At 38.1% G+C, this 26,012-nt stretch carries 26 protein-coding genes; 6 read left to right on the top strand and 20 right to left on the bottom strand.

The annotated features are described in order from the left end of the window. Nucleotides 1-227: 227 nt before the first annotated feature. Nucleotides 228-2,042, top strand: coding sequence for a methyl-accepting chemotaxis protein (locus AC4MRQ_RS04015; RefSeq protein WP_491196360.1), 1,815 nt, complete (start codon nt 228-230; stop codon nt 2,040-2,042). 145 nt (nt 2,043-2,187) lie between these two features. On the opposite strand, the gene AC4MRQ_RS04010 is transcribed toward AC4MRQ_RS04015, so the two are convergent. From AC4MRQ_RS04010 to AC4MRQ_RS03995, 4 genes are all read right to left on the bottom strand, one after another. Beyond that, a complete protein-coding gene (locus tag AC4MRQ_RS04010) occupies nt 2,188-2,583 on the bottom strand; it encodes a rhodanese-like domain-containing protein (protein WP_491196359.1) in 396 nt (131 codons plus the stop codon). Between the two features lie 112 nt (nt 2,584-2,695). Further along, complete coding sequence (locus AC4MRQ_RS04005; RefSeq protein WP_491196358.1) at nt 2,696-4,087, bottom strand: LPP20 family lipoprotein; 1,392 nt, start codon at nt 4,085-4,087, stop codon at nt 2,696-2,698. 12 nt (nt 4,088-4,099) lie between these two features. Further along, a complete protein-coding gene (locus AC4MRQ_RS04000) occupies nt 4,100-4,564 on the bottom strand; it encodes a regulatory protein RecX (RefSeq protein ID WP_491196357.1) in 465 nt (154 codons plus the stop codon). Nucleotides 4,565-4,633: 69 nt separating this feature from the next. Then, nucleotides 4,634-6,001: an NAD-dependent succinate-semialdehyde dehydrogenase gene (locus AC4MRQ_RS03995; protein ID WP_491196356.1), complete on the bottom strand. Its 1,368-nt coding sequence runs from the start codon at nt 5,999-6,001 to the stop codon at nt 4,634-4,636. 104 nt (nt 6,002-6,105) lie between these two features. On the opposite strand from AC4MRQ_RS03995, the gene AC4MRQ_RS03990 reads away from it, so the two are divergent. Continuing rightward, the gene (locus AC4MRQ_RS03990) at nt 6,106-7,188 is read left to right on the top strand and encodes an acyloxyacyl hydrolase (protein ID WP_491196355.1); all 1,083 of its coding nucleotides are present in this window, start codon (nt 6,106-6,108) and stop codon (nt 7,186-7,188) included. Here AC4MRQ_RS03990 and AC4MRQ_RS03985 read toward each other — a convergent pair. The 10 genes from AC4MRQ_RS03985 to AC4MRQ_RS03940 form a co-directional block, all read right to left on the bottom strand. Further along, nucleotides 7,185-7,637: a DUF2147 domain-containing protein gene (locus AC4MRQ_RS03985; protein WP_491196354.1), complete on the bottom strand. Its 453-nt coding sequence runs from the start codon at nt 7,635-7,637 to the stop codon at nt 7,185-7,187. The two genes, AC4MRQ_RS03990 and AC4MRQ_RS03985, sit on opposite strands and share 4 nt — an antisense overlap. 57 nt (nt 7,638-7,694) lie before the next feature. Then, complete coding sequence (gene yidD, locus AC4MRQ_RS03980) at nt 7,695-7,967, bottom strand: membrane protein insertion efficiency factor YidD (protein ID WP_491196353.1); 273 nt, start codon at nt 7,965-7,967, stop codon at nt 7,695-7,697. Next, nucleotides 7,960-8,355 carry a ribonuclease P protein component gene (rnpA, locus tag AC4MRQ_RS03975; protein ID WP_491196352.1) on the bottom strand — a complete coding sequence of 132 codons (396 nt, stop codon included), beginning with the start codon at nt 8,353-8,355 and terminating at the stop codon, nt 7,960-7,962. Before rnpA ends, yidD begins: the two co-directional genes overlap by 8 nt. A 65-nt stretch (nt 8,356-8,420) precedes the next feature. Then, nucleotides 8,421-9,170, bottom strand: coding sequence for a uroporphyrinogen-III synthase (locus AC4MRQ_RS03970; RefSeq protein ID WP_491196351.1), 750 nt, complete (start codon nt 9,168-9,170; stop codon nt 8,421-8,423). Nucleotides 9,171-9,218: 48 nt separating this feature from the next. Then, nucleotides 9,219-10,259: a DUF4271 domain-containing protein gene (locus tag AC4MRQ_RS03965; RefSeq protein WP_491196350.1), complete on the bottom strand. Its 1,041-nt coding sequence runs from the start codon at nt 10,257-10,259 to the stop codon at nt 9,219-9,221. Nucleotides 10,260-10,344: 85 nt separating this feature from the next. Beyond that, entirely contained in the window at nt 10,345-10,926 is a 582-nt protein-coding gene (locus AC4MRQ_RS03960) for an LOG family protein (RefSeq protein ID WP_491196349.1), read from the bottom strand. Nucleotides 10,927-10,944: 18 nt separating this feature from the next. Further along, a complete protein-coding gene (locus tag AC4MRQ_RS03955) occupies nt 10,945-11,379 on the bottom strand; it encodes a DUF417 family protein (protein WP_491196348.1) in 435 nt (144 codons plus the stop codon). Between the two features lie 14 nt (nt 11,380-11,393). Then, nucleotides 11,394-12,332: a glutaminase gene (locus AC4MRQ_RS03950; RefSeq protein ID WP_491196347.1), complete on the bottom strand. Its 939-nt coding sequence runs from the start codon at nt 12,330-12,332 to the stop codon at nt 11,394-11,396. 7 nt (nt 12,333-12,339) lie between these two features. After that, nucleotides 12,340-13,029: a DUF6048 family protein gene (locus AC4MRQ_RS03945; protein WP_491196346.1), complete on the bottom strand. Its 690-nt coding sequence runs from the start codon at nt 13,027-13,029 to the stop codon at nt 12,340-12,342. Next, the gene (locus AC4MRQ_RS03940; RefSeq protein ID WP_491196345.1) at nt 13,004-13,501 is read right to left on the bottom strand and encodes a DUF6452 family protein; all 498 of its coding nucleotides are present in this window, start codon (nt 13,499-13,501) and stop codon (nt 13,004-13,006) included. Before AC4MRQ_RS03940 ends, AC4MRQ_RS03945 begins: the two co-directional genes overlap by 26 nt. 235 nt (nt 13,502-13,736) lie before the next feature. Between AC4MRQ_RS03940 and AC4MRQ_RS03935 the strand changes: the two genes are divergently transcribed. Both AC4MRQ_RS03935 and AC4MRQ_RS03930 read left to right on the top strand, forming a co-directional pair. Continuing rightward, nucleotides 13,737-15,068 (top strand): M16 family metallopeptidase, encoded by a 1,332-nt coding sequence (locus AC4MRQ_RS03935; protein WP_491196344.1) that lies wholly within the window; start codon nt 13,737-13,739, stop codon nt 15,066-15,068. Between the two features lie 80 nt (nt 15,069-15,148). Next, entirely contained in the window at nt 15,149-17,206 is a 2,058-nt protein-coding gene (locus tag AC4MRQ_RS03930) for a M16 family metallopeptidase (protein ID WP_491196343.1), read from the top strand. Between the two features lie 217 nt (nt 17,207-17,423). On the opposite strand, the gene AC4MRQ_RS03925 is transcribed toward AC4MRQ_RS03930, so the two are convergent. The 6 genes from AC4MRQ_RS03925 to panC form a co-directional block, all read right to left on the bottom strand. Beyond that, nucleotides 17,424-17,603, bottom strand: coding sequence for a hypothetical protein (locus AC4MRQ_RS03925; protein WP_491196342.1), 180 nt, complete (start codon nt 17,601-17,603; stop codon nt 17,424-17,426). A gap of 150 nt (nt 17,604-17,753) precedes the next feature. Continuing rightward, the gene (locus AC4MRQ_RS03920) at nt 17,754-18,854 is read right to left on the bottom strand and encodes a hypothetical protein (RefSeq protein WP_491196341.1); all 1,101 of its coding nucleotides are present in this window, start codon (nt 18,852-18,854) and stop codon (nt 17,754-17,756) included. A gap of 789 nt (nt 18,855-19,643) precedes the next feature. Then, nucleotides 19,644-21,011, bottom strand: coding sequence for a DNA repair protein RadA (gene radA, locus AC4MRQ_RS03915; protein ID WP_491196340.1), 1,368 nt, complete (start codon nt 21,009-21,011; stop codon nt 19,644-19,646). Nucleotides 21,012-21,240: 229 nt separating this feature from the next. Further along, nucleotides 21,241-21,735, bottom strand: coding sequence for a D-glycero-beta-D-manno-heptose 1-phosphate adenylyltransferase (gene rfaE2 / locus AC4MRQ_RS03910; protein ID WP_491196339.1), 495 nt, complete (start codon nt 21,733-21,735; stop codon nt 21,241-21,243). Nucleotides 21,736-21,868: 133 nt separating this feature from the next. Beyond that, the gene (gene panD / locus AC4MRQ_RS03905) at nt 21,869-22,219 is read right to left on the bottom strand and encodes an aspartate 1-decarboxylase (protein WP_491196338.1); all 351 of its coding nucleotides are present in this window, start codon (nt 22,217-22,219) and stop codon (nt 21,869-21,871) included. Next, nucleotides 22,209-23,069, bottom strand: a complete 861-nt coding sequence (gene panC / locus AC4MRQ_RS03900) for a pantoate--beta-alanine ligase (RefSeq protein ID WP_491196337.1) — start codon at nt 23,067-23,069, stop codon at nt 22,209-22,211. The genes panD and panC overlap by 11 nt, the downstream gene beginning before the upstream one ends. A gap of 254 nt (nt 23,070-23,323) precedes the next feature. On the opposite strand from panC, the gene AC4MRQ_RS03895 reads away from it, so the two are divergent. Then, on the top strand, nt 23,324-24,130 hold the full coding sequence (locus AC4MRQ_RS03895; protein WP_491196336.1) for a glycogen/starch synthase: 807 nt from the start codon (nt 23,324-23,326) through the stop codon (nt 24,128-24,130). A gap of 12 nt (nt 24,131-24,142) precedes the next feature. Next, nucleotides 24,143-25,900, top strand: coding sequence for a DUF4270 family protein (locus AC4MRQ_RS03890; protein ID WP_491196335.1), 1,758 nt, complete (start codon nt 24,143-24,145; stop codon nt 25,898-25,900). Nucleotides 25,901-26,012 lie beyond the last annotated feature (112 nt).

Below are 26,012 nucleotides of genomic sequence, written 5' to 3'. Positions count from 1 at the left end.
TTAACTAACAACAATTCTCTTATTGGATAATAGCGCATAACCATGATGTGATATATCATGAAAAAAACAGTTTAAAAGCATAACCATTTGTATTTATCCGCGTAAGCTCAGCTTTCTGTAAAAGGGTCGGGGAAAACAGTCTTGTGGGGAACAAGCAGACAACTTTTACAACCTGTGAATTTGAGTGTTTAATTAAATCCGGAAGCTCCGGGTAAAAAGAATGTTGTATGCAATTAAGAAGCATCCAATCCAAAATGCTATTGTCTTTTGGGTTTGTGGTATTTATGGTTATTGCCGCTATTAGTATTACCTTTTATTATACAATTAGCAACACTTTAACCAAGGACATCAGAACGCAACAGCTTCATACCTTTATTGAAGCATCGCAAAGTGATTTACGAACAGAATTTGAGAAAGCCATTGAAACATCAGTTGCTCTGGCAAGCGATCCAACTCTTGTTGAGTGGTTTAATTCTTATGAAACGAAGGATTCATTAAAAACGCTGTGTCTTGATAAAATCGATGGTATGGTAAACGAATTTGGTTACCTCACTTCGTTTGCAGTAAGTAATAAAACACACAATTTCTGGTCGCCCAAACACACATTACTCGATGTAGTTTCTACAGAAGACCCTGATGACAGTTGGTTCTTCAACAGTATCGCAACTCCACAACGGATACAATCCAACCTGGATTATAACAGGGAGCTGAATACATCAGCACTTTTTATTAATGTGCTAATGGGATCAGTCAATTCTCCTTTGGGCGTCGCTGGTGTGGGAATCAATATCGACTTGTTAGTTGAAGAATTGACAAAAAGGAAATTTAGCGGAGGCAGTTATATTTGCGTTATCGATCAGCAAGGTACCATTAAACTGTCACAAAATCAGGATCATGTCAATCAAACTTTGTCATCGATTATCAGCTCAGCTGCAGATACTGTTATACAGGCTGATAAAAAAGGCTTGCTAAGCGAATACAAAACAGAGGATAGCGTATATGAAATTGCCTACATGGAAATTGGAGAAACAGGCCATAAGACTGTTTTAATAGTTCCAACTGATGAACTGGTTATTATGCTACAACCCATTCGATACTATTCGTTAATAATAGGTTGCATTTTTCTGGTTCTATCCCTGGCTATGGCTTATTTTATATCACGATCATTATCCAACCCTGTTCTAAAGCTCAACTCAATTGCCAATGCACTTGCAAAGGGTGATTTACGCACACCAATCGAAGATGTTTTAATCAACCGAAAAGACGAGATTGGACGCTTAGCTTCAACCTTTAAACAAATGACAAATAAAATCTCAGAAATAATAATCCAGGCTAAACAAACCGCTGAGTTAATATCAGAAGGTGGAGACAAACTGACAGACTCGGCTAATGAGTTATCAACACGCTCCATGCAACAAGCTACATCCACCGAAGAAGTATCCGCCTCGATGGAGGAAATGGGAGCAAATATTAGTCAGAACGCTGAAAACTCGAAACAAACTGAGAATTTGATGTCTCAGGCATATAAGGACACAAACAATGGCAGCGAAATTGTTAAGCGCGCAGTGGATGGTATTAAGCTAATAGCTGAGAAGGTTCAGATAATCGAAGAAATCGCAATGCAAACGAATATTCTTTCACTTAATGCCGCAGTAGAAGCTGCCCGCGCGGGCGATGAAGGAAAAGGCTTTGCCGTTGTAGCAACTGAAGTACGAAAACTTGCTGAAAGAAGTCGATTATCAGCCAACGAAATAAGCGAAAAAGCGACCGATGGTGTGGATATCGCTATCAAGGCCGGTGAAATATTTGAGAATCTTGTGCCTGATATCCAAAAAGCATATAATTTGGTAGCGGATATTTCTGCTGCTTCACTTGAACAAAACGAAGGCTCAAAACAAGTTAATAAAGCAGTTATGGAGCTTGATGGCGTATCACAAGGCAATGCAGCCGCAGCCGATAATATATCTGAACTCACCGAGTCATTCTACAGCGAAATACAAAAACTAAATGAAGTTATTGGCTTCTTTAAAGTCAATGAGTAATTGAAATAATTATAAAAATTCCTTCTGTACCGAATAGAACTATCAGCTCAAAGCTTTAATGAAAAATACCTCAACTTTCACTCATTAAAGCTTTGGGCTTTCTCTTTTTATGTTATTAGGGATTTAAATGAATCCTAAGATTCACTCAATGGTCAAAAACTTCTTCATCTAAAGGCAAGCCATTGCGACGCCAGCTGATTAAACCTCCTTTCAGCTCAAAAACATTTGTATATCCCAGACTATCTAACAGTTCTGCTGCCGGTTTTGTGCGTATATCTTTTTCGCAATACACAAATAAGGTATCATTCTTAGGAACAAGTATTACCAGTTCTTTTAAATCTTCCTTTTCTGGTGCTGGTGCTGCATTATGAATACGGTATTGGCTAAACTTCTTTGACGGCCGCACATCTATAATAAGTGAATTAGGATGTTTTTGAGTTAATGAATAAAACAGTTTGGCACTGACTCTTTTTGAGTTTTGCGCCATTGATGGCAAATTATGGAGAATCAGGAATCCTAAAATAAAATATAAAGCTTTCATAGTAATCTGGTGTTTATGTTAGCCAACGTACGATTTTTACAGATACATAGTTACTAAAAAACCCGAAGCAATGCCTTCGGGTTCATTATGTATCCTGTAAAGAATTCTTTAATTACATATCCACTTGCTCCAATCGCGGTTCTATCGTCTTTTTAAATTCATCGATCAGCTTTATTCGTGCATCCTTAAGCGCATATTCGTAGTTGCCTGGTCGCATACCTCGAATACCATTAAGACTATCCGCGAAAATTTCGGTTTTTGTATCCAAATCTTTGATTGAAATATTGAAATCAACAAAAACAGTATATACTGAATATCCTTGCCCCTTTCTCTCGTCACCCGAAACAAAATTAGAGTTAACCTTCACCACAAATTCTGCCTCTTCCATGTTAGAAGTAAATGTGAAAAAATTCTCGTTTAAACGCTTCTTCATCATGCCCGTAAAAGCGCCTTTATCATTCAAATCGCCAAAAATCTTTTCTTCACTAATAAAATAAGCTTTTGACTTTAGCACTTCAATTGCTATTCCAACAACTGGCATTTGCTTCTGCGGAAAGAAGATTTGAAGCAGGCGAATGATTTCTTCATCTGTTTCATCATCGACTACATGCCCAAAATCAAAACCAGCAGTTATCTCTTGCATCTTGCGTTTTGAAATCAGTCGGGTAATCGATACAGATGTATAGCCATCGTTATTGGTTCTGCTTTGCGATGATAATATACCTTCACCCTTTGTAAATTCAAACTGAAGCGGAAAACCAACCAATGGTCGTTTCTCCCCATTATTACCGACAAACGATGCGTTTAAACCAATTGGCACCTCCATTTTTTTTGAAAACTGAATTTGATATTTTGATTGCACAGGTGTTAACTCCACACGTCTGAATACGTCTTGTATTGTGCCGAATATGGTTGTTCCAACATTATAAGTGCCATCAACAGTCTTATAAGTTAAATCCTCTTCCAAATGATCCTTCAGGCTGATTGCGCCTTTAGCGAGATAATTCAAGGCTGAATAAGCATCGTAATTATCAATTGCCTTTTGGGCATCAGATAAATAAGAGCTGGCCATCATTTTAGCCTGATCCAGTTTCATTTGCTTGGCACGCGTATATTTTTGTTTGGATAAACGCGTCATTACCCAATACTCTTTGCGATTTTCCCAGGTTAGCACTTGATAGCCCTCAAGGGTTTGCTCCACCGAGGCTTGCACCTTCGATTCGTAAGCCTCTTTATACTCAAAATCAGTTTCTATTTTTTGCAGCACTGAGTTGGATGATATATTCACTTTTATCTCACTGCTCATTTGCTTTAATGCTGCACTGCGAGCTGCCTGACGATACTCAACTGCACTTCCATTTTTAGGTACAGTAGCAATTCCAATATAATAAGCTGGGTCATTCGGTCGCTGCTTTACCCATGCGGGCTTTCTTTTAGCCTGTGCGTTAAATGAAAGTAATAGAGCGATAAATACTATCAGGGTAATGTTTGTTTGTTTCTTCATGACGAATATGCTTCAGGTTATGTCGTTTAACAATTGGTCAATGGACTTAAATACAAGATCAGGTTCAAAGCCTCTCGACTGAGCAAAACGTGCTAATGCTGCTTTTGTTTGCCACTGATCCTTGTTTTTAATTTGCCGTTTCTTGCTATGCAATAACTCTGCCAGTTTTTCACAATACTCTGCTTCATTGATTTCCTCTAATGCTTCCTCAATTAAACTTGAGGTTACACCTTTAGTTCTTAGCTGAAAACGTATTTTTATTCGTCCCCAACCATTAAATCGGAATTTATCCCGAACGTAATATGCCGCATAACGCTTGTCATCAATAAACTTTTCATTCGACAAGCATTGAATAGCTTTATCAACCTCCTCGTCTGACAAATTCCAATTTTCCAGTTTTTTACGAATATCAAAGGTGCAATATTCTTTTCGGGAACACAAAGCGGCGGCTTTATTTATGGCCTGACGGTAATCCATTTGTTAAGTTAATTAAGTCAGGCACGAGTTGATTTACCAACATATGCCTTCAAACCTTTAACCTTCGTCTTATTTGATATATATTCCTTTAATATTCATAAACTCCTTCATCCCGTAATGTGACAACTCTCTGCCATAGCCACTCTCTTTCACACCTCCAAAAGGCATTCTCGGATCTGAGCGAACAAAGTCATTCACAAAACAGCAACCGGCTTCCAACTCTTCCTCGGCAATACGTTTACCACGGGCAATATCTTTGGTGAACACAGCAGCACCAAGCCCAAAAACTGTGTCATTAGCAATAGTAATAGCCTCCGCTTCATCCTTAGCACGAATTAAAGAAGCTACCGGCCCAAATAATTCTTCATGATAAGCTACCATGCCTGGTTTTACATCACCCAATACCGTAGCCGGGTAATAAGCTCCATCTCGATTAGGGATATAACCGCCAGTTAGCAATTTGGCACCTTTGCTAACACTGTTTTCAACCTGGCGATGTATATCTTCACGGAAATTGGATCGAGCTAACGGTCCCATTTTTTTAGATTCATCAAACGGATCGCCAAGCGTTATATCTCTCATTTTATCTGTAAACTTGATAGCGAATTCATCATACACCTCATCCACAATAATAAATCGTTTTGCTCCAATACAGCTTTGACCAGCATTTAATATTCGACCCGCCACGCAAGCTTCAACTGCCAGATCAATATCAGCATCTTCGAGTATAAGGTAAGGATCACTTCCTCCCAATTCGAGAACACATTTTTTTAGATACTTACCTGCTGTAGAAGCCACAGCCTTTCCAGCAGGAGTGCTCCCGGTTAGTGTAACAGCTTTAACTCGTTTGTCCGCTATAATCTTTTCCACCTTACTACTCCGAACAAGTAAAGTTCTGAAAACATCCTTCGGAAAACCGGTTTCAACAAATACATTTTCAATGGCTAAAGCACAACCTGGTACATTGGAAGCATGCTTTAGTATCCCTGTATTACCCGCCATTAAAGTTGGGGCAGCAAAACGGAACACTTGCCATAAAGGGAAATTCCAGGGCATAATAGCTAAAACTGGCCCGATTGCTTGCATGGAAGCATATGATTCTCTGGCTTCAGTATTTATAATTTCATTCTTCAGGAATTCAGCACCATTCTTAGCATAATACTCACAGACTAAGGCACATTTCTCTACCTCTGCGCGGGCCTCGACAATATTTTTGCCCATTTCAACAGTAATATTAAAAGCTAATCCTTCTTTCTTATCCCGAAGTGTTTGGGCTGCATTTAAAAGCAATTTACTTCGATTAAGAACAGGTTCCTTTCGCCATCTTTTATAAGCCTGATAATTAGATTCAAGTGCACTATCCACTTGATCTGAATGAAACTCCTCGTACTCTCTTATAATTTCTCCGGTAGCCGGATTTATACTCTTTAAAAACATGATTGTATTGATTAAGGTAACCACCTTAAAAGTACACCTAAAAATATGAACCTAAAAAGATTTTTATTGGGAAAATAACTGTTTTATGTCTTATTTTTGAAGATATGACCAAACCCATTTTATCTAAAAAAACTGGTGTTTTAATTATTTCAGCTCTTATGCTGTTTAACACTTTAAAAACAAGTGCCCAGATTAATCAGTCTGATAAACCTGTTTTTTTAGGATTAACCAGCTATTATGGTTCATTTCAGGTTCATGCAAGTTCACTTTATCCTTATAATGGTACACATCCATTCGGTGTGGAGTTTGAGATAAGCCGCTTACTACTTAATGATAATATCCGGGAGAATTTAGGAACATTCGTCAAATGGGGTGTTGGGCTTAATTATGTAAACTTCAATCATCACGATCTGGGTTACTCAATTTCTGGCATTGGATACATCGAACCTTTTATAAAAACACAAAACCAATGGCGTTATTCACTTAAAATCGGAGGTGGATTAGCCTATATGAGTAACCCTTTTGATGAAGTAAAGAATCCTCAAAATTTAACTTACAGTACTCGATTGGCATTTCCTTTATATGCTGGTGCGAGTGTGTACTATTTCTTTACGAAGCAACTGGCAATAAAAGCCAGCGCTTCATTTCAGCATATTTCTAATGGCGGCATCAAACAGCCAAACCTGGGTATTAACTATCCGGTAATTGGCATTGGTATGGAGTTGACTAATAATAGCTATAGCATCCCACCAAGAAGAAAATTAAACAGCTATAAAAAAGAAAAACGACTGGAAATGTTATTGGGATATTCATTAAAAGAAGATACTACCAATACCAACGATCTGAATGTCGTTACACTAATGGTTAACAGAAGTTGGCAGATTTCGCGTATTAATGCTTTAACAGCAGCAGCTTTGGTTGAATATCAGCAGATGCCCTCTAAAGAGGAAGCCATTAAGGAGTGGAGTCTGGTGCCAATGTTTGGTCATGAATTCTTATTCGGTCGATTACGATTTGGACAACAGATTGGTGCATACGTTATTCGCGGTGATCAGGCTTCTAATCTCCTGATGCAGAACTATTACCTTCGTTATATCTTCAATTCCAGAATACTTACGGGAGTTAATTTAAAAGCTCATGGCCGGGTGGCCGATTATTTATCTATACAATTGGGTATTCTTTTTTAAGCCTCACCTATAACTCTTGTCCAGCTTACTTTTTTGCCAATCAAAGAAAAACCGATATAACCTTTAACATTGAGCTTATTAGGATTACCATCAAACCACATGTAACACTTATAAGTATTTCCACTTTTAGGATCATAGATGGTGCCATCGGACCACTCTGACTCACTCTCATCATAATGAAAATTTTTCAATAGTTTCAGTCCGATAACTTTCCTTTTCTGAAGATCTTTGTCCGGATTATTTTTATCCAATTTCTCTGATCCATCCTCTTCTGTTGGATTCTTCAACCAGATCACCTGTCCGTTAAATGTTCCATCCTCATTCTGAGATATCTGAATTTTTGAATCACCATCCTGAGTCAGCCATGTGCCTACTACTTTAGTGTTTTTCTGACCGAAAGAAACGATCGATAGCAATACAAAGGCAAGACTTAACAAATACTTCTTCATCATCAACCAATTAATTCATATCGGCTGGCAATATAGTAAAAATTAAGCAAGTTGGATTCAGGGAACCGGATCATGACCATGACCACCCCAAGGATTACAACTGAGTATCCGCTTAATGGCCAGGTACAATCCTTTAAAAGGCCCATGCTTCTTGAGAGCTTCGATGGTATATTGTGAGCATGTTGGCGTATACCGGCACGACGCTCCGATAACGGGTGATATAAACCACTGGTATAACTTAACTGGTACCAGAAGAATGGCTACCAAACCATTTCGAAGTGCTAATAATATCATATTAACAAATCGATATATACCATTTTGATTATTCATCTACTGACAATTCCTTTTTAAGCTTGCTTAAAGCTTTTTTCATTCCCTTCTCAACTGCTTCATAAGAGAGTATCTCCGTTGGTAAATAAACAAACGCAATAGCATATTTACTATTCATCTCCTTAAGTAAAGATACCAGTTCATGCTTATTTAAACGATATGCTTCGCGTATTAGCCGTTTTACGCGATTTCGTTTATACGCCCGCTTAAATCTCTTTTTGGAAACACTAATCAATATTTTAGCATTTTCAGGATCATCTGAAATTAACGGCAGATAAGTAATTCGGAATGGATATTTGACAAATGATTTTCCCTTAGTAAATAAATCCTGAATGGTTGTGCGACTACACAAACGCTCATTCTTCTTAAAGGTAAATCGTTGTTCCATTTTATCAGATAAAAAAATCCTCTCTGCCAAAGACAAAGAGGATTAATCAGCCTCAGCTGTTTATGTTATTTTCCTTTATTGTACTTTTTAATGTACTGCTCCAAAGCCATAGTCATAGAAGGAGCTTGTGGCATCGGTGCCTGGATGTCAAGTCTTAAACCGGCATCTTTCACCGCTTTTGCTGTTGCAGGTCCAAACGATGCAATTTTTGTATCATTCTGCACAAAATCGGGGAAGTTCTGCATTAACGATGCAATACCCGACGGGCTAAAGAAAACCAACACATCGTAGTTCACGTCTTTCAGATCACTCAAGTCACTGCTTACCGTACGATACAAGATAGCTTTTGAGTATTTAACCTTCGCCTTGTTTAACAAGGTTGGTATCTCTTGCTTATGGATATCTGAAAGAGGTACCAAAAAGTTCTCATCTTTGTGCTTTTTCACAACATCAGCTAAGTCAGCAAACTTACCTGTTGAATGGAAAATTTTACGTTTCCGATAAACAATGTATTTCTGCAAATAGAATGCTGTTGCCTCAGAGATACAGAAATACTTCATTGTATCAGGCACAGTTATTCTCATTTCTTCTGCAATGCGGAAATAATGATCAATAGCCGTTCTACTTGTAAAAATTACTGCCGTGTGGTCAAGGATATTAACCTTTTGCTGTCTAAACTCCTTTGCAGGAACCGCTTCTACCTGAATAAAAGGTCTGAAATCAATTTTCAGATTACTTTTTTCAGCCAAATCAAAGTAGGGCGATTTGGGTGTTGAGGGTTTGGGTTGTGAAACCAGGATTCTTTTAATCTTCAATGTTCTTCAATTTAAATTCAACTAAACCTTTACCTCATTTACTATTCCCTAGTATATCATTACTTTAATAAGTATTGACAAGGGTAAAATTTCTAGGGCACAAAAGTACAAAAACATATAAAAAATTGAAAGAGGGCTGTGCAAAATTATTTTCGCGCCGCGAAGTAATTGAATTATATACATGATAATAAACAACACAAGGCCTGTTTTTATAAGGAATTCAGCAGTTAAGAGATCAACAAATGGTACTACCGAAACTATAGGTAAACAGGCCAATCCAAACACTTTACTCAACATATTAGCATTAAACAGGTACTCTTTTGTGGCTTTTTCAACATCAAAAACAAATGCTACAAAGCGATAAAGAATATTTTTTAGAAGAAAATATCCTATAATACCCGCATTAACCAATAGGAAAAAAATAATGTCCGTAAATCGTTCCGGACTTTTCCCTCCTACGTGAGCAAATTCAAAAATCAACAATGAAGTGGATAGAAAAAACAGGATCGTTAAGGCCCAGGACGGTTTCTCATTTTGAAGGTTAGCACTTGAATACAATTTAAAAGCAGATTGTTGGTATCGAATAGAAGAAAACAAATCATTCAGATACTTCCCTGCCGTCAGCTTAACAAAGCCAGCTACAATCAGGGCTAATAATATAAATCCGGCCAGCCAATCTTTTGAATCTTCAAATGGCGATCCCTTTCTCAATATTACTGGCTGAGAAGGTATTTGAATTTCCGTTTTTACTTGCTGTTGAACTGTATCCAATTGAGTTACCTGCTCCTGCCTGGTCGGTTTTACTTCCTGTTTAACCTCAGGCAAATCTGCAGAACTGGTTCCCCAATAAAGATCTTTAGCATCAGCCTCTTTCAGGTTAAGGAAAACGGAATCGCTCTCGCTCCATTTTCGATAAGTAACCCTTGGTGCTACTCTTTGTTTCTGAACCTGAAGGTGACGTGGTTGTTTTACCTCAAGCTGTTGTATGGGGGTACGTAAACTTTTAGCAGTAGCCAGACTATCCTGGCTTGCAACCTGTTGCAATTGCGCATCCTGAACTTCCTGATATGCCAAACTTAGTTCCCCCATTAAAAGTTGTTTTGACAAAAATAACTAAAAACCTGAGTTCAAATTAAATTTTAGGATTCAGCTTTGTAGTAAAAGGTTTCAATAATTATTTCACCGCGGCAAACTCAATGGCATTATCACTCCATTCAGGTATTTTTTTTAAGGCTTCACATACTTCGGATGATGAATTGACTACATACCACAGTGCGGCATGTTCTTTTCTCATAAAATTCTCTTCAATCATTGTCTCCAGCATCCTGATCAAAGGATCAAAATATTTGTTTGTATTTACAAGAATGACCGAGTGTTTGATTTGTCCTAATTTCTTAAGTGATAACACCTCAAACAATTCTTCAATGGTTCCTATCCCACCAGCAAGTACAACAATTGCATCACTTTCTTCAATCAATATCTTTTTGCGCTCAGCCATGGTATCCACATGAACCATATCACTTACTCCCTTATGCGCCCACTCTACCTCTACCATAAAGTGAGGAATAACACCCTTTACGCGTCCATTAAGAGCCAATGCCTTATTAGCCAAACTCCCCATTAAACCAACAGCACCTCCACCATAAACAATCCCATAGTTCCCATTCACCAACTCCTCTGCTAAGTGCTCTGCTTCATCCAGGTAAACCGAATTAACTTTAGGACTCGAAGCACAAAAAACGGTTACATTCTTCATTTGATCAGTTTTAACAATTTAAGCCGAATCACCAACGCACCACATGGCGGCACCTAATAAAACCATATCTTTCAGGATACTCTGCCCCACCTTTGAAAGCTCGGGAAAACCATAGGGTGCCTGCCATACAAAAGTTGATGTAAATAAACTTGAAACGCTCAAAAACAACACAACAGATGCCAAAACACCTCCCCAAAACGATAGTTTACGCGCAACAGGTTTTAACGCAATCAGTACACCAATTATTATCTGCAGATATGCAATCATCATCGAGAAAGTATATGAGGTGATGTACTTTAATAACCATTTAAAAAGCGACGAATTGGCTAATATTTGTTTTAAGTAGTCAGCCTCACTGTTTTTTAATTTCATTAAACCTAACCAGATAAAAGCAATAGCTAAGCCATATCTCAGAATAAATTGTCCGGCAGTTGTAAAAGTTTTAGCAATCATTATTAAGGAATTATTTAAAAGATTGAAATACCCGTTTTTGTCGTAAATAACTCAAGTGCTTTAACTCCAGCTAAGGAATTGCCATATTTATCCAATCCGGGGCTCCACACACAAATGGACAACAAACCAGGTATTATTGCAGCAATACCACCACCTACGCCACTTTTACCCGGCATACCAACCCGAAAAGCAAAATCACCAGCCTCATCATAAGTTCCACAGGTCAGTAATAATGCATTTAAGCGTTTTGCCTGGCTGGCTGTAAGGTATTGTTTATTATTTAGCGGATGAATACCATGATTAGCCAAATATAAAAACGATCGGGACACATCAGCACACGACATATTTAAGGAACAGTGTCCGAAATAGAAATCTAGCACTTCATCAACATCTGATTCTATATTGCCATAACTCTTCATAAAATGTGCTAAGGCTGCATTGCGGTGTCCATAATCTTTTTCGGATTGAAACATTGCCTGATCAATGGAAATATTTTTATTTCCTGCTAACTCCCGTATATAGCTCAATATATTATTTACCGAATTATTAGTATTGCTGACAACACAATCTGCCACTACAATTGCACCAGCATTAATAAACGGATTTCTTGGCTTACCGTTTTCATGTTCTAACTGAATTAAGGAATTAAAGGGATTACCAGAAGGTTCTTTTCCAACGCGATCCCATAAATCATCGTTCAACAAAGAAAAAGCCTTTGTAAGACTGAACACCTTTGAGATACTTTGTATGGAAAATGGTGTATGAGCCTGTCCATAGAAAAATTCATTTCCATCCAGCAAGTTAACTGAGATGCCAAATGCTTCTGCATTCACATTCGCCAATTCGGGAATATAGTTGGCCACTTCACCTTCTTTTAACAGCGGACGTACTTCAAGTGTAATTTCCTCAAGTATTTTTTGCCAATCAATTTTCTTTGGAGAATCAATGATCATTCCTGTCTTATTTATTTCTGAATGGTAGAAAATACTCAAGCGAATAAGTAAAACCTATATTGGTAGACCGGTCTCTTCGTCCATATCCAGGAATTGAGTAGGGCTCAAGTTCATTATCCTTGCCAACATTAATGATTGATCTGAAACGAACTGTCCAGCCCATATAGAAATTTTTCAGTACTTCTGAACGCAAACCAAACACAAACTCTCCCCAATGTGAAGCTACAGTGGATGCCCCGAAAGAACCGGTTACATCGCCCCAATAATCTTCAGTAACAGTATATCTTGGGCTGCTATGCTCTTGAATTGCCGCACCATACCGGAATCCTAACAAAATGTTATCGTTATTACCAATCTCCTCAACCCGAAAAATGTTATAATCAAGCCCAACTCTCAGAAAGCTTCCGTCTGAGGTATAGCTCATCTTTTCATTATCAAGATCAACATTCTCGTATCCAAGCTCTCCTATAGCCTGCCATTTACGATTAATGGTATACCGGGCACTTGCCTCGAGACCAAATCGCTCATTGGCAAATAAATAATTAATAAAGGGGCCCAAATCAAAACCAATGGATAAGCCAGGTTTTCCTTTGTTGGCCAACTTCTTTTCTTCCCTGGTCAGTTCTTCGTCTGTTCTCTGTGCAGAAGCACCTGTAAATATCAAAAACAGACTAAGGCTCAATAAATATTTGTACATTTTGAAGATTTTCGTTGTAAAGCACCGATGAATAACTAATTACCACGGAATCAATAAAGTTAATAGTATGAATAACTGTATCAAGTTCAAGATTATATGAAAAACCGCAATCTCCCGACACATAATTCAACTCCCGTTTGTAGATAAACAGTAGTGTATCCTGCAAATCGCTTGCAACAGTTTGCTCACGAATAATCAGCCTGGTACTATCCCGATCAATATCAGTAGGCATATACATCTCAGACACCCTGGCACTATCAAGCAAGAGATCTTTGTTTTCGCCCGTTACGGGATCAATTCCCCAAAGATAGAAACCACTTAAAGTTGTATCTTTTGCTTCTCCGCTTATGCCGGAATATAAACCTGATTGAATAGCATGCTGCCCGGATAAACACAGGCTACTACTGTCACATGATGTGAATATAATAACGGACCAGACTACGATTGCCAGCCAACTTAGTTTTATCTTCATTTATAAAAGCTTTGATACAAAAATAACATGTCCATTTAAGAATGAGGATAAAGCCTCAAAAAAAATAATCTTTTTAACATACTGTCCTGTCTGTTCGTTATCGTACATAGTGCTGTTCGTATTAGAACAGCCATAATTGTTTACTAAACACTTATTACCCTGTTAATTTGCTAGTTACACATTTTGGCCTGCAAATTGACCCATGGGCAAACCTATAACAACAAGAAGTTTGAATATGAAGAACCGTTTTTTACTGCTGGCTTTTTCGCTATTTTTTGCCAGTATTGGTGTAATCACTGCCCAATCGAATAAAATAAGCTTTGAAGAATATGACTTGGATAATGGCCTGCACGTTATCCTGCATCAAGATCAATCAACGCCAATTGTTACTGTTTCTGTAATGTACCACGTTGGTTCAAAAAATGAGAATCCAGAATTAACCGGATTCGCACACTTTTTTGAACACCTGATGTTTGAAGGTACTGAAAACATTGAGCGTGGTGAATATTCCAATTATGTTGAGCGCTCGGGTGGTACATTAAATGCCAACACCTCAACTGACCGCACTTACTATTATGAGATTCTGCCTTCCAACCAGTTAGAAATGGGTTTATGGTTAGAATCAGAGCGTATGCTTCATGCCAAAGTAGATGAAATTGGCATCAAAACACAAAAGCAAGTTGTTACCGAAGAAATGAAGCAAACGGTGGACAGTCGTCCTTATGGAACTTTACTGGAAGAAATTACAAAACGAGCATTTAAGGAGCACCCTTACCAATGGAGAGTTTTAGGATCTGCTGAGCATATTTTTGCAGCAAAAGATCAGGACTTTGTTGATTTCTACAACCAGTTTTATGTACCAAACAATGCTGTACTGGTTATTGCTGGTGATATTGAGATGGACAATGCCAAAGAAATGGTTAACAAATACTTTAGTGAAATACCTAAAGGCTCTAAAGACATTTACCGCCCTAACATTGTTGAAAAACCACTTGGAGGTGAAGTTCGCGACACAATTTTTGATAATGTACAACTTCCTTTAATTGCACAGGCTTATCGCACACCTGCTCTGGGTACAGATGATTACTACGCATTAAGTATGTTGAACACCTTACTTTCAGAAGGACAGAGCTCTCGCATGTATAAATCATTGGTGGATGAGCAACAAAAGGCTTTGGAAGCCGGTTCTTTTGCTTTCCCATATGAAGATCCTTCTTTGGCGTTAACATATGCACTGCCAAATATGGGTGTAGATTGTGCTGATCTTGAAGCAGCAATTGACAGCGAGATCGAGAAAGTTAAAAATGAACTTATTTCTGAGCGTGAGTTTTTGAAGCTTCGTAATCAGGTTGAAAATTCATTTGTCAAGTCTAATGTTAAACTGGCTGACCGCGCCGAAAACCTGGCAACTAATTATACCTATTTTGGCAATACCGATTTAATCAACTCTGAACTTGATAAGTATTTAGCTGTAACACGTGAAGACATTAAGCGTGTTGCCAATAAGTATTATACAAAAGGCAACCGGGTTGTATTGTATTATCTGCCAAAATCGCAGCAAAACTAAACATTACTTTTTTTGATTAAAGAGTACTGATTATAAAGACATAACCAATCTGCTATGATTGGTTTCAAAAAAAATTAAGAATGAAGAAATCAGTTATATTTTTACTAGCACTATTAGTTGCTTTTAATATAAATGCCCAATTAGACAGAAGCACGCCCCCTAAACCGGGACCGGCTCCGAAAGTAAATATTGGTCAGGCAAAGTCGTTCGAGTTGAAAAACGGACTTAAAGTTTTTGTTGTTGAAAACAATAAAGTACCTGTAGTTTCTTACACGTTATCTTTAGATATTGACCCTATTGTTGAAGGTAAAAAAGCAGGCTACACAGGTATGGCCGGTGATCTGATGGCTACCGGAACAACCACAAAAAGCAAAGCTGAAATTGATGAAGCCATTGATTTTATCGGTGGTAGCTTAGGCACCAGTTCCGGAGGTATTCAGGCTTCATCGCTTAAGAAGCACTCCGATGAGTTACTAAACCTAATGACCGACGTTTTATACAATCCTTCTTTTCCTAACGAAGAACTTGAGAAAGCGCAAAAACAAATGTTAACTGCGCTTAAATCTCAAAAAGATGACCCTAAAGCCATTTCCTCTAACATTAAAAGTGTGTTGCGTTATGGCAGTGACCACCCTTATGGAGAAATTTTAACTGAAGAGACTGTTAAAGCAATAACAGTTGAGGACTTAAAGGCGTATTACGACACCTATTTCAGACCTAATGTTGCCTACCTTGTAATTGTTGGTGATATTTCAGTTAAAGAAGCTAAAAAGCAGGTGAAAAAGTACTTTTCAAACTGGGAAGCTAAAGATGTACCTAGCTTCAAGTATGAGACACCAAAAAGCTTTGAGCAGCCTAAAGTTGTAGTAGCCAATAAGGATGGCTCAACTCAATCAACTATCTCATTATCTTACAACATCAATCTTAAACCAGGTCATCCTGATGCTATTAAATCACGCGTGATGAACCAGGTTCTTGGTGGTGGCTCATTCAGCGCCCGTTTATTCCAAAACCTGCGTGAAGACAAAGGCTTTACATACGGTGCTTATTCATCATTAAGTTCTGACGAATTGGTTGGTTCATTTAATGCAGGTGCTAATGTACGTACCAGCGTTACCGACAGTGCTTTTACTGAGATCATTTACGAAATGGAGCGCATGCGCACTGAATTAGTACCAGAAGAAGATCTGCAATTGGTGAAAAACTCCTTGACGGGAAGCTTTTCTCGCGCTTTGGAAGATCCGGCTACTGTTGCCCGATTCGCTTTAAATATTCAGAAGTATAATTTGCCGGAAGATTATTACGAGACTTATCTTGAAAAATTGAACGCGGTAACTCCAGCTGATATAAAAGCAATGGCTGAAAAATACATTACTCCTGACAATGCGCTCATTCTTGCTGTAGGTGATGTACCGAATATGAAAGCCAGCCTGTCTAAGTTTGCCAAAGATGGTAAGGTTGAGATGTATGACTTTTATGGAAACATTGTAAAATCAATGCCTTTACCTGCAGATTTAACTGCTGAGAAAGTAATTGCTAAATATGTTAATGCAATTGGTGGAACAGAAGCTCTTGCAGCTGTTAACAATTACGTTTTGGAAGGTAGTATGAGCGTTCAGGGCATGCCTTTAAACATGAAAATGTATAGTCGTCGCCCCAATCACCAGTGCGTTGAAACCTATATGCAAGGCAACCTGGTTTCTAAGCAGGTTTTTAACGGAGAAGCCGGTAAAGTTGTAAGCCCGATGGGAGAACAAAATATTGAAGGTGAAATGTTGGAAAACATGAAGATCGAATCTATTCTTTTTCCTGAAACACAGTTTGCTGAATTAGGATACAAACTTGAGCTTCTTGGCGCTGACAATGTCGATGGTCAGGATGTTGTTAAAATGAAAGTTGTAAGCCCGGGCGGAAAAGAACAAACAGTTTACTATAGTCGCTCAACCGGACTAAAGGTTAAAGAAGTTAGTACAAGCCCACAGGGAACAATGGCCAGTACTTTTACTGAATATGCTGAGGTTAAAGGTGTGAAATTCCCTAAGAAAATGAACCAGACAGTGGGACCTCAGTCATTTGATATCACCTTCGAAACCATTAAGGTTAACGAAGGAATAGACGCAAGCAAATTCGATATCTGATACATTGGCATGGGAAAGGTATCGACGCAATTATAGTTTTTATAAATCTGATTTTTTTTATTTCGGATAAAGTTAGATTGATAGTTTGAAGATTGCTAAAATGAAGGCGGCCTAACGAGGTCGCCTTTTTTTATACAGTTGAATTCAGTTGGTTAGTTGGTTAGTTTAATAAAGCGAAAGGATTAAATATACTTTATAGTGAGTTAAAAGTTACTTGTTATTTATTAGTCACCTCCGTCGCCCCCACCATCACCATCCCAGAATCCACCAGAGCTGTCTGAATCACCCAGGGATCAGAACCAGAATCACTACTGTTTTTCTGAATGTAAACGACGAGTCCGATTGTCATAATGACCAATAATATCTTAATCACATCAGGCAGAAAACTTAAATCCATTCAAATTATTTTTATTATTTGTAATCAATGAAACTGTAAACTCAGGTTTGTTCTTAAATATTTATACTTGAAAAAATCTATATTCTACAATTAACTGACTAGTTCCATTGCGCTCACAAAAGTTCTCTCATATGGCCAATTTAATCATTATTAAGGGTCCACTAAATATAATCCTCTCATAATCTCTATTTTGCGTGGATCTTGGAGTAAAGGTCTGTCCGAAAACATCATAATTCCGCTTGAAGGAAATGAGCTACCTTGTAGCATTGCTTCTCGAAATTCCGCGGGGCTAACTTCTCCCGGATGATTATGTGCTTGCACAATGGGCCAAATTTTAGGTTTCTTTTCAGGGTCTATTGAGTTGCTTACCGAATCCAACCAGGTTGTATATTCGCCAATCCAATTGACAGGACGATCTTTCATATGATGAAACAACATCGGAGCCAAAACATCAGCTTCCCTTGCAAAGTCATTTATATCTATACCTAAAATGCGATAAAGGGCAGCATCATACTCATCAGGATACCAAGCACAATAAAACAAGCCTAATAAGGATTCTGGTTGGTGACTTATCAAGATTTGTTTCAGATCTGTTATCCAATTGGTTAGTATGCTACTACGCCACTCTCTCCATTCCTCTTCGTGAAAAGACAAGATATGATTTGAAATATCAGAAATACTTCCCTCAGGAATATCAATATTGTATTCATTAGAAAACAAATCAGTACAACGCTCACAAAAACAAGTTTCAGGTAAAATTGGTTCGGGAGTTTCGAATTGAGCATGCCAATGCAGATAATCAAGAAAAATACCATCTACTTTAAACTTGTTAAGAATGCTCTGAAGATGCTGTCTTCTATCTGTTTTAAAATCAGGGCAAGTAGGGCATACACCCATAAACCAATCAGCAGGAGGTGATAGTTCCCCTGTTTTTTCTATCGGCGCGCATTGCGGATTGTTTTCAAGAAATTGCTTTCCATTTAATACAGGAAACTCTACAAAAACCTTGCATCCTTGTTCATGCGCTGCATTGTACAATTCATCATTGAGCGAATAGCTTCTGACAAATATCGCATTCACACCCAATTCTTTAAAGGAATAACCGGCTTTCAATAATGTACCCGGGTCGCCATAGACACCTTTGATAAAAACCTTTTCTGTATTATTCACGCTGGAGTTGCATGCGCAAATACAAAAGATCATTAGTAAAGTAACAAATATAGTCTGTGCATTAAAGAGTTTTTTAATCATACCTTTCATCCTTTAGTTTATATGAATGATATATTTAGCGGATAACACCGATTGTCTTTCTATCTGAAATCTTTACAGTTTTTCATCTTGTTTTCAATTGCATCTGCCCATTTATCATAGGCAGGGCATGCGAACCTTCAGATCATAACAACCTAATAAACAGAACTTTTAACCTACCAAAAATAGCAAAATATTATTACCGTAGCTACAACATTCTAAACATTACAGGATGATGGATCTATCCAATGCAGCACTCTCCATTACAACTGTTGCCTGATAATTTGTAACCTGTACAACAAACAAACTAAGGTCAGTCAAGCAATAATGCTTATGTCACTTGCCTGTTTTTTACCGGAGAGTATTCTTTATATCAATAATAAGCATCCCGAAAAAAGTTGCGTTCTTTATATAAAGAATGGTTGTCCTAGCAATAGGGGAAGCGTTCTACATATGAATAAAGCTTGTCCAAATAAAAAAGGAGACAATGTACATATGAAGAATGATCGTCCAAGTAATAAGGGAGGCGTTCTTCATATAAAGAAAACGTGCCCAAGAAGAAAAGGAAGCATTCTACATATGAAGAATGGCTGTCCAAACAAAAAGGGAAGCATTCTTTATATCAATAATGCTTGCCCAAGTAAAATGTGACTTTTATTACTATAACAATTGGGTGGCGTCGACAATAAGCCCATGTATATATAACAATGGGATTACAGTTATTCGTATTGACAGATTAGGGGCTGATTACATAACTTTTTTCGATGATGCTATGCATGAGCAAATCATGAATTATGCAAACAGAAATTTGAAGGCCTCCTCTATTTTATTGGCTTTTACAATCTGAATATCATATTTACTCAGTTCAACACCTTTCACATAGCTAGGTATAATTATAGTTTTAAATCCCAGTTTAGCAGCTTCACCAATGCGTTGGTCCAGGCGAGTTACCGGACGAATCTCACCTGACAATCCCACTTCACCGGTCATGCACACATCGGGTGAAACTGTCATATCCATATTGGATGATAATACCGAAGTGATAACGGCTAAGTCAATAGCCGGATCATTCACCTTCAGGCCACCGGCAATATTCAGAAATACATCTTTCGCTGCCAGTTTAAAGCCGGCTCGTTTTTCCAATACAGCTAAAAGCATGTTTAAACGGCGTAAATCAAAACCTGTGACTGAGCGTTGTGGATTTTGGTAAGCTGCTGTACTGGCCAATGCCTGAACCTCAATCAAAAATGGGCGAACACCTTCCAAAGCGGCCGATATTGCTACCCCACTCATTTGCTTCTGTTGGGTTGCCAGTAGTAGTTCAGATGGATTACTCACCTCACGTAAGCCTGAACCCAGCATTTCAAAAATCCCAATCTCATTGGTCGATCCAAAACGATTTTTGATGGAGCGTAAAATACGATACATATGATGACGGTCGCCCTCAAACTGTAACACCACATCCACCATGTGTTCCAGCACCTTTGGTCCGGCCAGGCTACCTTCTTTAGTGATATGGCCTATCAGGAACACGGGAATATGTTTGTCCTTACATACTCGCAAAATTGTGGCGGTACATTCCCGGATTTGAGAGACACTACCTGGTGCTGACTCAATACGTTCGGTTTCCATTGTTTGTACCGAGTCAATCACCAACACATCCGGCTTTTCATTTTCAACATGCTTGATGATATGCTCTACAGACACTTCACTAACAACATGGCAATTATCGGCCGATGAACCGGAAATCCGGTCAGCCCTGAGCTTTATTTGTTGTGGACTTTCTTCGCCCGAAACATACAGCACTTTTACATTTGGCAGGTTCAAGGCCGTTTGTAACACCAAAGTGGATTTACCAATACCAGGTTCTCCTCCTATTAACACCATGGCACCCGGCACCAATCCACCACCCAATACACGGTTAAGCTCTTCATTCCCGGTACTCATGCGCGGCTGCTCCTCTACCGACACCTTTGACACAGGTAGAGGTTTGGTACGTTCGGCAATCACAGTACCCGGGCGACTGTTTTTCGTTTTTCCGGTTATCTTTGCTTCTTCAACAAAGGTGTTCCACTCACCACAAGCATAACACTTCCCTTCCCACTTGGGTGATTCATTACCACAATTCTGACAAACAAAAACAGTTTTGGATTTGGCCATTATTTATCTTTTTGTTTCCCGCAGATGACGCAGATACACACATAAAAATCAACGATATTCCGCAAAATCTACAGGGTCTTATTCTTATAATCGTTCGTTAAAGTTTTGTCTTATAATATTAATCAGCAGTTTACAATTTTCGAATAAAATTCATCAGATCATTCACATTTAAGGAAGATGTACATCAACTACAGCCTTCTGACTAATAATCTAACAAACTAGTGTTTGTTTACATCAATGTTTTGATCTTTTCTACAATGGAGGTCGTTGAAAAACCTTCAACAAAATCAATGGTTTTTACCTTGCCGCCTTTAGCCATTAATATATCATAGCCCACAATGTCTGCAGCTTTATAATCGCTTCCTTTAACCAATACGTCTGGCTGTAATGCTTTTATCAATTCATAAGGCGTATCTTCATCAAAAAACACTACCAAATCAATAAACTGCAGGGCGGCCATTAGAATTGCCCGGCTTTGCTCATCTACCACAGGTCGCTGTGGTCCCTTCAAACGCTGAACAGATGCATCGGTATTCAGACCTAATATTAACTTCGTTCCTAAATCTTTGGCTTTCGACAAATAATCAATATGTCCCCGGTGAACAATGTCAAAACAACCGTTGGTAAAAACAATTGTTTCATTGGCTTTCTCCCAATGCTTTATTATGGCAACAGCATCTTCGCGAGTTTTTATTTTATTGCTGATTTTATCTAGTTCTGTCATATTCATTTGTCGAATTGCTTTGTATAACGAGCTGTTTAAAATTTCATCCTCAAGGTGATGACCTTTACACTCTTCCAAAAATAATAAAACCCCGACATCTGCCGGGGTTTCATTAAAATATTTTCTTTCTGCTTTAAACCAAGGCGTTTGTAGCCGTATCCGGGAATACAAATGTTGGTTTAAACTGTTTTGCCTCTTCCAGTGTCATATGACAATAGGTAATGATGATTACCACATCACCCACTGCAACTTTTCGAGCAGCTGCACCATTAAGGCAAATAACTCCGGAACCCCTTTCACCTCTAATAACGTAGGTTTCAAGGCGCTCTCCATTGTTGTTGTTCACCACCTGTACTTTTTCGTTTTCAATGATATTGGCAGCATCCATTAAATCTTCGTCAATGGTAATACTTCCAACATAATTCAGGTTGGCTTCTGTAACAGAAACATTGTGTAACTTCGATTTTACAACCTCAACATTCATGATCCCTATTTTTGTATATCACGTTATCTATCAATCTTATTTCTCCGGCAAACACAGCTATACAAGCAACAATGTACTCACTCTCTTCCCAGTTGTCAACAGGCTGTAATGTATATCCGTCAACAATTTCAAAGTACTCAACTTCCAGTTTTTCGTTAGCATTAATTGCCTCTATCACTTTGTTTTTGACACCTTCCACCGAAGTATCCGGGACAAAGTTACAAGATTCAAATAAAGTACTGGCAATTAAAGGTGCATTTTTTCGCTGAGCATCTGAGAGTAACATATTTCGTGAGCTCATGGCCAGTCCATCTGCCTCCCTCAAGATAGCACATGGAACGATCTCAACGGCCAACTGAAGTTGTTTAGTCATGTCGCGGATAACTGCCAACTGCTGAAAGTCTTTTAATCCGAAAAAAGCTTTATCAGGTTTTACGATATCAAACAAACGACTTACCACTTGCGCCACGCCGTTAAAATGACCAGGACGATACTTTCCTTCCATTACACTTTCCAGATCACCAAAGTTAAATTGGCGCTTATCTTCCTTCGGGTAAACCTCCTTTACATTGGGAGCAAAAACCACGTCGCATTTAACTTCTGACAAAGCATTCAGGTCAGTTTCCAGATCTCTTGGATATCGCTCAAGGTCATTGGAATTATTGAATTGTGTTGGATTAACAAAAATACTGACAACAACAATGTCAGAAGAGTCTGCTGCCTGTTCTACCAACGATAAGTGACCTTGATGCAAGGCGCCCATTGTTGGTACAAAACCAACTGTTTGATCTTCACTCTTAGCCAACTCCAACAGTTCCTGAAGTTTAGCAATGGTTTTAATTACTTGCATGGTTAATGTAATTATCTGATGTATAAACCCTTTATATAATTTAAATACATCATGAAAAAAATGCGGGGCAAAGTAATAAAATCCCTTCCATATTTAATTGAATAATTACTAAAAAGCTTGTTAAAATTTCAATCTGTAGTTAATCGTTTACTCATTTTAACTGTTTATACTACCATGCAAGTTAGGGCTTTATTTGTCAGGTGGTATATTTTTAGTACTTTTGCACTTGCTAAAAATATTCTACCGTATTTATAATGGAAAAAGCAAAAGTCTTATTCATCTCTCAAGAAATAACACCTTACCTACCCGAGACAGAGATGTCAAAAATTGGTCGATATCTACCTCAAGGTATTCAGGAATTAGGTAAAGAAATCAGAACCTTCATGCCTCGCTTTGGTTGCATTAACGAACGACGTAACCAGTTACATGAGGTTATTCGCTTATCAGGTATGAACCTGATTATTGACGATACTGACCACCCGTTAATTATCAAAGTTGCATCCATTCAGGCTGCACGTATGCAGGTTTACTTTATTGATAACGAAGATTACTTTCAGCGCAAGGCAACTTTAGTTGATGCGGAGGGCAAAGAGTTTGATGATAATGATGAGCGAACTATCTTTTTCGCACGTGGTGTTCTGGAGACAACAAAAAAATTACGCTGGGCACCAGATGTTGTTCATTGTAATGGTTGGATTACTGCCTTGGCTCCTCTTTACATTAAAAAGGCGATGAATGAAGACCCTCACTTTGCTAATTCCAAAGTGGTTTATACTGTTTATGATAACGAATTCAGTACCATGTGGAGTGAGAACTTCAAAGAAAAACTTAAGTTGGAAGGAGTTGAAGATAGTGATTTAGAAGTGATGATGGCCAACGACTACGTTAACCTGACTAAATTAGCCATTTCAATGTCTGATGGAGTTATTCAGGGAAGCGAAACAATAAATCCGGAGATTAGTGAGTTTATTAAACAATCGGGCAAACCTTTCCTTGGATATCACAATGAAGAAAGCTATGTTAGCGCTTACAATGGCTTTTACGATTCATTGCTAGATTAATTTAAAGAACTTATGAAAAATTTTTCATTAAAAGATACTATACATACAGTTGGCCAATTTTTATTGATTGGCCTTCTTTCTTTAACAGTCGCTTGTAAAGATGATCCGGCACGTATATCGGGCGATGTATTGCCGGACGGTGAGAAAATTAAAGGACTGAATTACGAAGGGCATATTTTAACAACAACTAACACCGGTAGAAAAAAAGTCAGAACCAGTGATGCTACATATGGTATTATCGGAACATTTAATGATCCTGTTTTTGGACAATCAGAGGCTTCTTTTGTCACCGATTTCTCAATTGGTAGTGAAGTTAAGTTTATTGTTGACATCCTTGATATCAGCAATTCGGAAGATACTGTTATTCATGAAGATTACATTTTTAGTCAATTCAACAATAACGTTGATACCATTGCTGACACATGGAAAGTTGATAGCCTGGTATTAAACCTTCAATACCAATTTAACAACTGGTATGGCAATATGCTACAGAACCAAAGTATCAACATTTTTGAGTTAAGCAGCCCACTCGGTTCTAACAACCAGGAATTCTTTAGTGATCATGATGTAACAGGCATGTATTTTCCTGAAGCAAGAGCTACCCAAAGTGTTCATCCTAATAATGAAGTGCCTGATTCCCTAAAATCAAGTAACTGGACTAATCTTTATGAATACCCGGATAGTTTGTGGAACCATCCTCAATATCTATGGAATAACGATAAAGTTCAGGCAGATAAAGACAGTTCATGGTTAGATGCTGACTTTAATGGTAACACAACCACTATAAAATACTGGCCTTTTAAGCTGAATGAGACTTTAGCTGATAAGATTTTCAATTTAAGCGAGTCAGAACTTAAAAACTCAAATGCATTTAAAGAAGCATTTAATGGTGTTTACGTAACTCTGGATGAAGCCTCAGTAATGAGTGGTGAAGGTTGGTTAACCAGAATAAACCTATTAAGCAGTTCAAATGCAATCGCTACTAATTTAACCATCCACCTTTCCCGTGATTATAAATACCTCAATTCAGTGAACGAGATACGTGATACAATCTCTAATTATCAATACACTTTCCCTGTAAACCTGGAGAATGTTCGTTTTAATACTTACAGCCACGAACTTAATACTTCAAATATCGATACAACCGATATGGAACCTGAACGTATTTATATTCAGGGAATGGCTGGAAGTTATATGCAAATGAGCTTGCCTGACGATGTTATTAACTGGGTAGATTCTATTGGTGATCCAAGTGAATCTGATATAGATAAAGATTATCATTTGGCAGCCAATGTAGAGTTTTTTATGGAGATCGATACCATTCAATCTGATCTGGATAAATACCCGGCACCTAACAGACTTGTCATTAAATGGCTTGATGACAAAGGTGAATTAGTTGATCCTGTACACACGATTGAAATAAACGGAAATGATATTGTCACACCGATTTTTGGAAGTAATGCCGACAGTCAAGGTAATCGTAGCGGAATTGGAGAAAGAGTGATACGATTCAGTGATGATGGTAACCCTGAATTCATATACAGGTTTATCATGAGGTCCGATTATTTTAATCATATAATGCGTCGTGAGGGGGGAGCCAAATTAAATGAAAAACAATTCTTCATTGGTCCCGAGAGTACAACAGCTAATTTCCAACGGGTTGTTTTATACAGTGGTTCTGAAGAAAATGAACAGACTGTGATTGATGGCCAAACAGTTGATAAACGCATGAAAATGAATGTGAAATATTATCAATATCGACCACGATAGAAAATAATATATAAGACTTTATAAAAAGGGTGTTTCTTCCGAAACACCCTTTTTATTTACAGAGAAATGCCTTTCTATTCCTTTACGTTTAGTGATCGAACTTTCGATTTTG

The sequence above is a fragment of the Carboxylicivirga sp. genome (assembly GCF_982718395.1).
This window is presented reverse-complemented; position numbering and strand designations above follow the sequence as displayed.